Genomic DNA, 13,657 nt, shown 5'->3' with positions numbered 1-13,657 from the left:
TTGCCCTGGTTGAATTGCTTTGTTAAAATGGTCAGGTAGTAATTAACATAACGATATTAGAATTTAAAAAGCCTGCTTGTCCCTGAGGTGTTTTTTATTGATACCTGTGCTATTTTATCATTAATGAGAATAAATCTGGACGATTGGGAAAGAAACGAACTGCCATAGTAAAATTCCTGTTTAGCCTGGCTGCCATTTTTGTATGTTATAATAGCGCTTTGATCTGTATCATCTATTTTTAACATAGATACTTTAGCATTTAATTGAAAAATCCGAAGCGGCCCTAAATGTTCGCTTGCCGCCATCAGATAATTATTGTTTGCACCCTTTAATTTTACAAGGGCTTTTCCATCTCCAGGTAAATATATCCCACTGCGCGCAATTGATAGGGGCGCAAAATTACCCTTGCCGTTACCCTTCAGCAGTAAGCCATTTAAGGCATCATACCTGCCAATAGAAACGTCGGTGCCAAAATCATTTCCATTGATCAATATATCCAGGTTGCCGTCCGCGTCAAAGTCATCAGCCACCATGCCATTCAAAACAGAAACCTGCGCCTCAATTGGCAGCGGAATTATGGTGAATTTACCCCCACCATCGTTCCTGAAATAGCAGGACTTCAACTCGGTGGCTTTAAGCCGTAAGGCATTTTTCATTTGATCGGCACTGAGCACATCTTGCATCGTAGCCTCGGCATATGAATGATAATTGGTGAATTTGGCACGCAGGGTTATCATTTGCTTAACAGCATCTTCCCGTACATTTGCCGGGTATTCCCGTTTAATGTCGTCTTTACCCGGCAGGTACAACGATGGAAATGCATCAAACCGGTTTCTCTTGTCAAAGTCGCCTGCTGTAATAAAGGCCGGGAATTCGTCACTGGCCTGGTAAAGGGTATTGAGGCCTGTATTACCCACTATGTAATCCATCCTGCCTGTATGCCTGAAATCGCCCGCAATTATTGAGTTCCACCATCCGGTTTTATTGCTAACGCCACTTTGGGCTGTAACGTTAACAAATTTGCCGCCTGTATTTTTTAAGAAAGTTAGCGGCATCCATTCTCCGGCTAATATCAGGTCTGTTTTACCATCGTTGTCAAAATCACTAAAAATGGCATCGCATATCAACCCTATCTTTTTTAAGTCTGGGGCAACTTCATTAGTTACATCTGTGAATTTTACTTTTCCGTTCTTTGTGTCATTTCTTAAAATATAGCTATTCAGAGGTTCGGGATATCTCCATGGCTCCACCCGTCCCGAAATAAACAGGTCTGATTTGCCGTCGTTATTATAATCAAAAGCCCTTACACACAACTTGCTTTTAAAACAAACCGGCACCGCATCCTTTGCAAGCGTAAAATGACCTTTGCCGTCATTAATATATAAGCGGTCCTGGTATGCCGGATCGTCTGCCGCTGCCTTATAACCACTGCTGGTAATTAGTACATCAGGAAACTTATCACCGTTTGAATCGAAAATCAGAATTCCGCCATCAAGATAGGCGTGATCATATTTCTTTTCTTCTAAAAGGCCCCGTTGTATAAATGTTCCGTTCTTTTGTTGAAAAAAGATCTGTGCCGGCTCTTTCAAATTTCCACCAACAACTATATCATCTAAGCCATCACTATTGATATCGCCGACTGACAGCGCCGGATTATATTCTGAAAGCTTATGCGGCAAAAGCTTTTGAATATTAAAGTCGGCATAATCTGTGTCACAATGTATGTAGTTAATCGCACTTTTGCCCGTGATATTGGTAAATATCGGTGCTTTTGGTTGTCCCGGATTTGCCCATGTATAGGTTTGGCCGGCATTGTTAATGTTTGCAGCCAAAGTTTGATCGGCAGCTACATTTAAAAATGTTTGCCTGTATTTGTTCGGCCATCTAACCACTACCGAATCTATGGTTTTGCATTTGCCTAACCCAAAATGTGCTATAGGCTGGATACTGGTAAGATAGCCCCGGTAAGGGTTGTTTTCGTAAACCTGGTGTAAGCCGTGCTGGTAATATATATCAACGAAGGTTCCAATTCCTTCGAGATTTTGATTTGGTCCCTTAAACTTTATGTTAAGGTAGTGCTCCACATTTTCCTTATCCTCGCCGGCGGTATTTTTATAAATTAGCGCCTCATCATTAATATTGTTGATCACAAGGTCCACTGCGCCATCATTGTTCAGGTCGGCATAGGCTGCACCATTTGAAAATGAGGGGATACCCAGGCCCCAATCCATGCTCACATCCTTAAATTGCAAACCATCCTGGTTACGGAAGGCGTAATTGTGAATTTTAACTGATGGTATTTGTTTAAGAACTTCACTCTTAGGCGTTATTAAAAATGCATTGGATCTGTAAGCAATAAAATCATGATCTGTAACATCGCGCGGATAACCGTTGGTAACAATAACATCCCGATAACCATCATTATCAAAATCGGTTACCATCGGGGTCCAACTCCAGTCTGTTTGGGCTACGCCGCTTAAAAAGCCTACCTCGCTAAATGCCGGGGGGCCAGCCTGGTTATTTTCTCCCATAGATGGACCTTGGTTCAGCTGTAATGTGTTTCGGACGTACTGATATTGATAACCATAATGGTCGAAATTTTGAATGGTATTATAGCTGCTCGGCCCCGACATCATTTTTTTTCGGTAATTATCAGCAGGGCTCATGTCCAGTTCAAATATATCGGCCAGTCCATCATTATTAATGTCCTCAATATCTTGGCCCATGGCATTGAACGAGGTATGCTTAAAATACGCCTTCGACATATCTGTAAACGTGCCATCATGGTTATTGATGTACAGGATATTATTAGATAGGAAGTCGTTGGTAACATATATGTCTTTCCAGCCATCAAGGTTAATATCAGCTATAGTTGCAGCATGCCCGTAACCTTCTATCTTGATGCCTGCCGCTAACGACACATCTGTAAATACGGGATGCTTGAGTTTCGGGTCCCAATCGTTCCGGTACAATCGTCCCATGCTTCTCCCCGTGCCGCTAATATTAATAGGCCTGAATTGGTTGGGAAACTCAGCGGGGTTAGGCTCGTTAACAGTTAAGTACATGTCAAGGTCGCCGTCATTATCATAATCGAAAAAGCTGGCCATTGTAGAAAATAGTTGAATGTCAAGCCCGTACTCCTTTGCCTCATCTTTAAACACCGGAACACCATCTTTATTAAGCCCCTTGTTTATATACAGCAGGTTTTGTCTTTTTTGTGGATCATTGGCAAACGAATTACATACGTATATATCGGGCAAGCCGTCGTTATTGATATCAATTACAGATGCACCCTTTCCCCATCGGCCCTTGCCATCCACCCCTGCCATTGCAGTAACATCGTCAAACCTGAAGTTCCCCTTGTTGATATATAACTTATTGGGCACCATATTGCCAACAAAGTAAATATCCTGTAATCCATCGTTATTAAAATCGCCTATACCCACGCCTCCGCCATTATACACAGTAGCGTTATCAATGGGGTTAATGGAGTCGTTTTCGGTGATCAGGTTATTAAAAACAATGCCCGAGCCGGAAGATGGCACTTGCACAAATAGTGTATGCTTTTTACAAGACCAAAGTGATACAGCAATGGTAAAACCTATGAGGAGCCTCTTCATAAAATGTAATTTAAATATAAGAAAAAAGCAGGCGGCTTTTAGGCCGCCCGCTTTCAAATTAACTGCAAAATAAATTAATAGCCTGGGTTTTGATGACCGTTAACTAATGGGTTATTATCCAGTTCGGCTTGAGGTATAGGTAATAATTCGTCTCTGTTGGCATGGAAATTAGCAATCGGCTCGGTAGTGAAATATCCCTTTTTACGCCATCTTAAAATGTCGATGTTGCGTACTTCTTCATCGCCCAGCTCTACCATTTTTTCGTGCATTAGGGCTTTAATCACGTCGCTTTTTGTAGTAACCGGAAATTGAGCCGTTGGATAAGGAGGCATAGCAACGTCCTGTCTTGCGCGCACCATATTAAGATAGGTTACAGCTCCGGGGATATCACCCAGCTCAACATTGCATTCGGCAAGATTAAGCAGAATTTCCGAATAACGTATAATACGCTGATTGTTTCCGGCAGGGTGAAAGCCAGCCGTCGCAGAACTTTCCTGGTAGATAATCATAAATTTACGCCAGCTTATTTTTTTGGTAACGCCGTTAACCACTGAAGAATTACCGTTTTGATCTCCATCAGTTAATACGCTTTGGCCATTGTTATAAGTATCGCCGCTCTGGTAAACGCTGTATGAAAAACGCGGGTCTGTTTTGGCTGCGCCTGTAGCTGTGTTTTCAAATTCATTCAAATATTTGTTTGAAGGAATGAGGTTTCTCCAGGCAACAGGACAGTATTCCTGGTTTCTGACTGTAGATTGTGGTTCAGTCGCGCTTTCGCCACCCCAGTTGTAATTATTATCGCCTTTGTCTACAAATACAACTTCGAAAATTGACTCTGAATTAAACTCGGTCGCTAACTCAAAATTATCCAGGTAACGTGCGGTTAAAGAATATCCATCTGCTCCTGAAGTTGGAATTTTAAGAAACGCTGCTTTGGCTCCGGCATAATCGCCTTGTTGCATCAATACCCTGCCCAGCATAGCATTGGCAGCAGATGCGGTGGCCCGCCCCTTATCGGTAGCCGATTTTCCGGGCAATACTGCGGCAGCATCTTTCAAATCCTGAACAATTTGCGCGTAAACCTCACTAACAGATGCACGTGGCTTATAATCGTTTGGACTTTTTGGCACTGTAGTTACCAGCGGAACACCTCCCCACATACTAACCAGGTCAAAATAAGCCCAGGCGCGAAGAAACTTTGCCTCGCCAACCGATTCATTCTTATCTGCAACATTGTCAGTAACATTGGGCGCATTGTCGGTTACCACGTTGGCGCGGAATATTACTGTGTACCAGCCATTCCAAACCGAGTTCATAACCGAGTTGGTAGGGTCATCGGTATTTTCATACAGTTGCCGGCGCGGAATTTCCAGTTGGCCGCCGCCAGGGAACACTTCATCGCTCCTGGTATCATGCAAATAATACCACTCGCGCGATACGAGGTTGTTTTGATGCATAACAGCGTAGATGGCGTTAACGCCCGCCTTTAGTTGCGCTGCAGTTTTATAATAGTTACCTGTAGTAAGATTATTGGGGTCGGATGTATTTAGCGCTGTTTTTTTACAGGACAATACAATCACCGTTATCGTTAGTAAGATAATGGTTGACAATAAATAAATTTTTCTATGTTTCATAATATATCAATTTAATGATTGTTAAAATGTTGCCTGTAAGCCTGCCTGGAACGCTCTTGGCGAAGGATATTGGCCGTAGTCTATACCATTTGTAAGTGTTCCGTTTTTGGAGCCAACCTCAGGATCAAGTCCGGTGTATTTTGTAATCGTGAACAGGTTTGTGGATGATAAATAAAACCTCACTTTGCTTACATGACCGTCAGTAGCCGATTTAAGCCAGGCTGTAGGAAAATTGTAGCCAAGCTGAAGGTTTTTTAAACGAAGGTATGAGCCGTTTTCTACCCAACGCGACGAAGGCCTTACGTTGCCGTTAGGGTCGCCGGAAATAGCCCTCGGGATAGTAGTATTGGTATTGTTGGGTGTCCAGGCCTTAAGCACGTTAACTCCGGAGTTAAATAACCTTGGCATACCTTCAAGAATGATTTTTTCGGCATTAAATATTTTATTGCCGTAAACACCCTGGAAAAACAAAGCAAGGTCGAAATTTTTATAATTCGCCGAATAATTTAACGAATAAGTAAACTTAGGGAGATAACTGCCCAGGTTAACCCGGTCATTGGCATCTATTTTGCCGTCGTTATTGATATCCTTAAATTTAATATCGCCTGGCGCTGCATTGGTTTGAGTAGCATGGCCGCTTACATCAGCTGCATTTTGGAATATGCCTTCTACAACATAACCATAAAAATACTGGATAGATTGACCAACTACGGTGTTAGTAATCGGACCGCCGCCACCGAAATCTGCATCGCCGCCTGCCACTATCGAACCGTTTGCAGTTCCTGTCAACGAGGTAACTTTATTTTTGTCTAAACCAAACACACCGGTTATATCAAATTTAAAGTCTCCGCTTGATTTATGGTATCCTGCGGTAAATTCAATACCTGTGTTTTGCATAGAGCCAACATTTGCAACCGGTGCACCAACGCCATCGCTTGGCGGTACCGGTACGGTTAAGATCAGGTTATTGGTCTTTCTCTTATAAACCTCCGCTGATAACGTAAACGTGTTTTGAAGTAAGCCGAGGTCAAGACCAATGTTTGTTGATTTGGTTATTTCCCAGTGAAGAAAATAATTACTTAATGCACTATAATAAGATCCGTTACCAGAGTTAGCACCTGTTGCCAAATTGCCAAAAGGATACGTTGTGCCACCTGCAGAAACATTTGATACGTAAGGATAATTCCCCAACACAGTTCCATTTATCCCGGTAACGCCGTAACCGGCCCGTAGTTTTAATTCGCTGATTGTTTTAGAATTCTTCATGAAATCTTCCTGATCAACCTTCCAGCCTACTGAAGCCGCGGGGAAGTTTTCATATTTGTGACCGGGGGCCCAAACTGACAAGCCATCGCGGCGTATCGAACCGGAAATTAAATATTTCCCTTCAAAATCATACCCCACCCGGCCTACTAATGAATGCAGCACGTTGGTGCCATAAGTATAATTGGTGGTGATGTTGGTGGCGTTGTTAAGTGTGCGTATAATGTTGTTATTTTGGTTACCAAAAGAGTTTTGGCTGTCACTCCGGTTGGTTTGCACTTCGTAAACTGCCACAGCCGAAACGTGGTGTTTGGCGAAGGTTTTGTCGAAAGTTAATTGCTGTGTATACAGGGTAGTAGTGCTGGTGCCGGTATTTTCGGTTATTGACGCAAGCGGGCTGCTTGAAGTACCCCCATCGTTATATATAGGAGTGTATTGTTCCTGCCTGTTTGTTCCGTAATCAATCCCGTAAGTAGAATTGAATTTTAACCATGGAGTAAACTTTACGGTTAAATAAGCGTTGCCACGTATTCCGAAACCAAAATTACGGTTCTCGTTAATTAATGCCTGTTCAATCGGGTTAACCGGGTCGGCGCCGTCAAAACTGTTCTGAGGGCCAAAAAAACCGCCAGGATTGTTTGGATTGTAAATAGGTATGTATGGCTGCATCCTTACCACATTGGTAATAGGCGTTCTGTTGCCGGGGGGGATCCCAAAACGCTGACGGGTTACCGAAACATTGAATGTTTCGCCGATGGTAATAAATTTATTCACATTATGATCAGAATTCATACGGTAGTTTTTCCGGCTGAAACTTGTACCCACGGTAATACCATCCTGATTAAAATAACCGGCGGAAGTAAAAAAATGTGAGTTATCATTGCCACCGGTTAACGAGACATTATGCTGTTGCAAAACTCCTTTTTGGAAATAAGCGCTCTGCCAGTCTGTGTTGGTTTGGGCGAATGTTTGCGAAGAACCCGCATAAATAGGCAGATTAAAGTTTGCCGGTTGCAAACGCGGCGGTACTCCAATATTGGCAGCTCCGTCTAAAGCTCTTTCGTATTGTACATATTGGTTGGTGTTAAGGAGGTCATATCGTTTAACAACTTCCTGAAATCCCGCGTACGAATCAAAGTTTAACTGAACCTTACCACTGGAACCTTTCCTGGTTGTAATGATGATAACGCCGTTAGTTCCTCTTGAACCGTAAATCGCCGCAGCGCTCGCGTCCTTAAGTACATCAACTGATTGAATATCTCTTGGATCAAGAGCTCCGATAGAACCCGGAAAGCCGTCAATAATATACAAGGGATCGGATCCATAACCAACAGAACTCACGCCACGTATTTGTACAATTGGAGCAGTACCTGGCGAGCCATTGTTGGTAACCGTTAAACCGGCTACCCGGCCCTGTAAGGCCTGGTCGACACCCCCAACAGGTAACGCTGATATTGTTTTGCCACTTACTGACGAAACAGCGCCGGTTACACTGGCGCGCTTTTGTGTTCCGTAGCCAACAACAACAACTTCACTTAAGGATTTAGAATCACTCCTTAATGATACGTTAATTACCGATTTGTCGGAAACGGTAACTTCCCTCGAGACATAACCTACAAAACTAAAAACAAGCACCGCCTGGTCATTAGGTACTTCAATACGGAATACGCCATTGACATCGGATCCGACTGCAGTAGTGGTGCCTTTTAAGGTAACTGTTACACCTGGTAATGCTAATCCGGTTTCATCGGTTACTTTACCGGTTATAACCTTGCTCACGTCGGCTTTTATCACATCCGTATATGGCACACTGACCGGGCCATTATCCGCAAACGCGGAACTTATAATAGTAATGCTTATAAATACTATTACAACCGTCATTCTCATGAAAGTACTTAGTAAATATTTTTTTTTCATATTTTGGTTTGTTAATTGAAAACATTGGTTTAGAAATTGGTAAGATTTAGCGCTTTTATCAAGCCTCTTTGGGTATTATATACGTTTAGCTATAGATGGATTGCCCGTATCCACAGTTATAAATCATATGGTTTAACTATCACTCCATTTAGTTTGATAAAAGATCGGTTTACTTATATTATTGGCTTAACCGGTAGCGGTATCGGGATTGGACTTCTCAGTTGCAAGGTAGATAACATGGATACCGGTGTAGTTTAATGCGGGTCGCAATCTGCAACCGGCAAAACAAGATCTTTGATTTATTCTCTCATAAATATCCGTCATAAAAGGTTTGCAATCGATTGTGAAGCCGGGCCTGTTTGTATATTTCCTGGATACAACTAATTGTAATAAACAGGGCGATCAAGTTTTATAACTTAAATCAAAATTTACAGAACTTGCCGGTCGGCTTTATTGGTTTATAGTTCAGCGGCTATTGATAAGAATATAGCCGCTTTGCAACAGTAAAGTTACGTTTGAAGCAAATTTAGGTACCCAATTTTTTAACATAAAAACACAACATTTGTCAACTTATACGATATACACCATCAACTACCAGCGTCGCAAAAGTTAAAGCGTGATCTTCTTCTGAATAAACCGCCAATTTTTTTTGATTAAAAAATTGGCGGTTTAAAGGCAATAAAATTTTTTATTATACATATGTGTTAAAAAGTTGCTGAAATGTTTGCCACCGGAATGCTTCACCATTGTTTTGTTTTTTTGGATGCTACGTAAGAATATTATTAAAAGATAGCGTTGGCTTAATCTACTGCTAGGTTCTTTATATCAAAAATTACTGATGGATAAATCCGGAACTGATCGAACGTTGAGCATTATTCAACGAAATTTGATCCCTTCAAAAAAATAACATTTAGCAGTATTTTAAAAAACAATCCCTAATTTGATTACAGGGTTTACAGCCAGGCCTTATAAAATGCCGGTGAGGTTTTGAAGTAAAAACAGGCAATAACCACTAAAGCACATTGTGGTAACAAAGTACGATTCTCGTCGGGACCAAATACGCCTAATTCAAAAAACAATCAAAAGCCTGAAAATCAAATATTTACAGGCTTTTGATTTTGGTAAAATGTCCATTTTATGCATCTTTTTTCACTGTTCTGGTGAGTTTTAAAGCGTTTTTTGGCCCATTACCGATTTACTCACCAAAAGTGTCATAATTAACTGATAGTGAATCGTGTTCGATTCCCCTACGGGCTACTACAATAAGTTTAAGCCTCTAACAATTTGATTGTTAGAGGCTTACCGATTTTTTTAGCTAAGATGTTCTTTCTGTCCGGCTTTTTCAGCGACCAAACAACACTCTGTTAATCAGCTATTTGGATTGTTTTTCAAGTATTCTAATCCCTTTTTGGGATTTGTTTCAAATACTCTTTAAATTTCCGGGACTAAATCTTTATCATTTTCATCATCGTCTATTATTATTTCTACTATAAGTTGGGCAATCAGATCTATTAATTCAGCTTCGTTGTTATCAAATTTTGATATTCCTTTTTTTGCAATTCTTTTGGCTGGTCTTTTTTTTCATTTTAGTGATATTAGTTCAAGGTTAAATATAGCCAACCCAACACTAAAAGCCATGAGAATAGCACTTTCCGCCTGTGCATGGATTGCAGAGGAACCCTTTGAAAAAATCGGAATTTCGCATATAATGGACAGAACTATTACTTGTCCAACAATAAAATTCAGCTGAGCGGACGAATGACTATTGAATGTTCGCTCTGATCAGACCGTCATAGTAACGACGGCTGCTTATAAATACCAAAAGTATGAATGGCTAAACAAGCTTTACCGGAAGTAACACGCAACCTAACTCTCGATGCAGTTACCGGTTTAAATTTGATTAACCATTTATAGCCTATAGACTGCTTGCTGGTTGCTTCGGGAATAGGAATCCAATCTTTTCCATTAGATGAATAATCTACAGACCAGCCGGTTGTGCGATGGCCCAATTCGATAACCTCCTGAAGCATTATCACATCAAATGTTTTCTTTTTACCAAGGTTAAAAGTTATGGTATCTGTAGCTGCATTGTCGTTTGTTGCATAGTACGTTTTTTCGTTATCATCAACCATATTACCAGGCTTGTATACGCCGCCGCGCGGATGAAGCGATGTGATAACAGCACCAGCAGCAAGATCTTTTTTAAACGTGCCGTTGATCAGGTTATGTAAACCAGCGGCTCTTACAGAATCAATAGAAGAAACCAACCCTCGTTTATCCGGTGGAAAATTTAATAACAACACACTATTATGGCCTACGGAATTGAAATAAAGGTCCCACAAACCAGCTACGCTTTTAACATGGGCATCTTCTTCCTGGTGATAAAACCAGCTTGGGCGGATGGATACATCTACTTCGGCCGGCACATAAGCGCTGCCATCAACTTCGCCGTGGTTTAATTGGGTAATGTGGGCGGCTTCCTCGCGGATAGAAACCGGGTTAATGGTTGACCAGCACGGATCGCCGGATAGTCCCGATTCATTACCCATCCAGCGGCTATCGGCATAGCGGTAGGAGTTCTTTGTTCCGAAAACAACACAGTTAGGCTGTAATTTGCGCACGGTATCTGCCCAGCGATCATAAAACGACGTGGTAATCTGGTCGGCGCCGGCACCATCCCACCATATTTCCCAAATGGGCCCGTAATTTCTTAGTAATTCCGATAGCTGGCCCGCATAATAATCGCTGTAATCAGGTGTGCCATACCTGGAATCATGCCTGTCATGCGGTCCCAGGTAAATTGCTGCTTTTATTCCCGAGGCTTTACACGCATCTGTAAATTCTCTTACAACATCGCCTTTACCATTTTTCCAGGGACTGTTTTTTACCGAATAATTGGTATGCGCGGTTGGCCAGTTACAAAAACCATCGGCATGTTTGGCAACCAAAATGGCTGTTGTAATCCCGGCGCCTTTAAGCACACTTGTCCACTGGTTACAATCCAATGCTGTAGGATTGAACAGTTGGGGGCTTGCTGTGCCATCACCTTCATTAACGTTGGCAAACGTATTCATCCCGAAGTGAAAGAAAGCTATAATTTCGCGATGGTACCATTCAATTTGCCTGGCGTTGGGTACCGGGCCAACGGGAATTGGGGCCGTTTGCGCATTAACCGCTAATGGCATTAAAACCCAGACTATAGCAATTAAGCTGAGCTGCTTTTTTATTTGAGTGACTAATTGTTTAAAATTCATGTTAGTAGTTAAAAATCCATTTGAATAAATAATGTTAATAATGTAATTGTATCGCCCGTTTAAAGCCAGCTTTGCTATCTTCCTTATATCAGGACACTGCCTTTTGCAAAAATTCGTAATGCTTTTTAAAATAAAGTTTGATCCTGATATCATTCGTCTCAACAAATTCTGTATATCCAATCGGGCTTTGTTTATTATTGACCAATAAAAAACTCCAATTAAATTATTTCATAACCACAACCTTACCCAAAGCAAATAAGGTTGTGGTTAAAAACTGATGTTTCTTTAATAAGTTAAGCTCTGTTACTACCATCCAGGGTTTTGCTTCAGGTTAGGGTTCAGGGTTAACTCCTGTATAGGTAAAGGATTTAAGTATAATTTATCGTTCCACGTACGTGTAATACCCGGGTAAACTTTAATATAATTATTAACATCAACAACAATATTGCTTACCTGGTCAGCGGGATACTGGGCCCTGAGTGCAGGCGTAAGTTTCATACCCAGAGCTGTTTCGGAGTTATTGATGAGCGTACCGGCATGCCAGCGGTGCATATCATCAAAGCGAAATCCTTCTGATCCCAGTTCAATCCTTCTTTCTCTCCTGATCTCGTCAATGAGTACCGGTAATGCTGGAAAGTCTGATTTTGGATCTTTAACCAGGCTGGCAATGATCATGTGAGGCATGCCGACCCTATCGCGCAATTTATTAATTGTATTATCCAAAACTGTTTGCGTACAAAGCCCCAGTTCGGCCTTAGCCTCTGCTTCTATCAGCAACGTTTCGGCATACCTGAAAATAAATACATCAAATGTAGATTGTCCTGCATTCCAGGCAGCAAGGCTTGAAGAACGCCCCTTTATTGGCTGATAACCGGTAGAAGTAACTGACGTACCGATACGGGGTAACGTGATAATATCCCCGTTTAAAAAGTCGAACCCTCTTGTCGCAATTTGCTGTTTATAACGGGGGTCGCGGTTGGTTGCTTCATCATCGGGCGTATTATCACCCTTATAAAGCGAACTAAGCGAGGTTGGTTTGCCATCGGTACATAAAAACGACCGGGCAAAATCCTTGGAATACCCGTCACCGGCCTCGCCAAGCTGCCTGTCGAAATTATTGGTTAATACTGTTGTCAGATAACGCATAGGCATAATGGCTTCAGGGTTACCTTGTAGTTCATCCTGTATAAACAGGTTGTAATAATCGCTTTGGGGGTTCCCCGTACTGTAAATATCAAACTGCCCCGAAGCCATGATCTGTTCTGCTGCATCGGTAGCCTGCTGCAGGTAAATTGTTTCGTCGCCTACGCCAAAATATTTACGGTAAGTTCCTTCCCACAAACATATCCTTGCCTTTAGCGCAAGCGCCATATACTTATTAAGGCGGCCATCGGGGGCATCTACGGGCAAGTGGGCGACAGCGAAGTTAATATCCTTGAGCACCGAATCCATCACCTGCTTATGCGGCATACGCGTTCCGTATAAAACACTTTTAGATGTGTCAACAATATATTTATTAACGTAAGGTACATCGCCAAATGTTTTTACTTTGCCCCAAAAATCATTGGCCCTGAAAAATAGCGTTTCGCCTACATAAATGTTTTTGATATCATCGCTTATAGTCGCTTTTGAATAGTTGGCCAGAAAAAAATTACAGGTACGGATAAAGCCAAAATTCCATCCGCCGCCTGTTGTAGGCACTGTTGATGTGCCTGCAAGGTAGGAGTTGATAGAGGCATTTGCCTTATCATCAGAATCGTCATCGGCATTCACAAAGTTTTGAACAGGTAACGTTGAGTAATACTGATTGCAATAGATCTGCAAATCGGTTTCATTTTTAAAGAAGTTTTGCGGACTGATGTCGCTCAACGGATAGCGGTTAAGAAAACTATCTTTTTTGCATGATGCCAATATTAGCGCAGCAAAAAATGTCATGAATATAATATGCTTATTTTTCATCTTATTTAAC

5 protein-coding genes are annotated in these 13,657 nt (G+C 41.7%); all 5 read right to left on the bottom strand.

Annotated features, from left to right (window positions below; all coding sequences use genetic code 11):
• Window positions 1-56 precede the first annotated feature (56 nt).
• Window positions 57-3,620: a VCBS repeat-containing protein gene (locus BMX56_RS19860; protein WP_090651632.1), complete on the bottom strand. Its 3,564-nt coding sequence runs from the start codon at window positions 3,618-3,620 to the stop codon at window positions 57-59.
• Between the two features lie 74 nt (window positions 3,621-3,694).
• Complete coding sequence (locus tag BMX56_RS19855; protein WP_090651428.1) at window positions 3,695-5,254, bottom strand: RagB/SusD family nutrient uptake outer membrane protein; 1,560 nt, start codon at window positions 5,252-5,254, stop codon at window positions 3,695-3,697.
• 21 nt (window positions 5,255-5,275) lie between these two features.
• Entirely contained in the window at window positions 5,276-8,434 is a 3,159-nt protein-coding gene (locus BMX56_RS19850; RefSeq protein WP_090651427.1) for a SusC/RagA family TonB-linked outer membrane protein, read from the bottom strand.
• Between the two features lie 1,790 nt (window positions 8,435-10,224).
• Complete coding sequence (locus tag BMX56_RS19845) at window positions 10,225-11,688, bottom strand: alpha-L-fucosidase (protein ID WP_218152461.1); 1,464 nt, start codon at window positions 11,686-11,688, stop codon at window positions 10,225-10,227.
• Between the two features lie 306 nt (window positions 11,689-11,994).
• The gene (locus BMX56_RS19840) at window positions 11,995-13,647 is read right to left on the bottom strand and encodes a RagB/SusD family nutrient uptake outer membrane protein (protein ID WP_090651426.1); all 1,653 of its coding nucleotides are present in this window, start codon (window positions 13,645-13,647) and stop codon (window positions 11,995-11,997) included.
• Between the last annotated feature and the right edge of the window lie 10 nt (window positions 13,648-13,657).

The sequence above is a fragment of the Mucilaginibacter sp. OK283 genome, assembly GCF_900110415.1.
Lineage (GTDB): Bacteria > Bacteroidota > Bacteroidia > Sphingobacteriales > Sphingobacteriaceae > Mucilaginibacter.
The sequence above is the reverse complement of the archived record's forward strand: the minus strand, read 5'-3'. Positions and strand labels throughout refer to the sequence as shown.

Excerpts from the sequence above, each read along its gene's own strand:
- BMX56_RS19845 (WP_218152461.1), bottom strand. The coding sequence starts at position 11,688 with ATGAATTTTAAACAATTAGTCACTCAAATAAAAAAGCAGCTCAGCTTA.
- BMX56_RS19850 (WP_090651427.1), bottom strand. The coding sequence starts at position 8,434 with ATGAAAAAAAAATATTTACTAAGTACTTTCATGAGAATGACGGTTGTA.
- BMX56_RS19860 (WP_090651632.1), bottom strand. The coding sequence starts at position 3,620 with ATGAAGAGGCTCCTCATAGGTTTTACCATTGCTGTATCACTTTGGTCT.
- BMX56_RS19855 (WP_090651428.1), bottom strand. The coding sequence starts at position 5,254 with ATGAAACATAGAAAAATTTATTTATTGTCAACCATTATCTTACTAACG.
- BMX56_RS19840 (WP_090651426.1), bottom strand. The coding sequence starts at position 13,647 with ATGAAAAATAAGCATATTATATTCATGACATTTTTTGCTGCGCTAATA.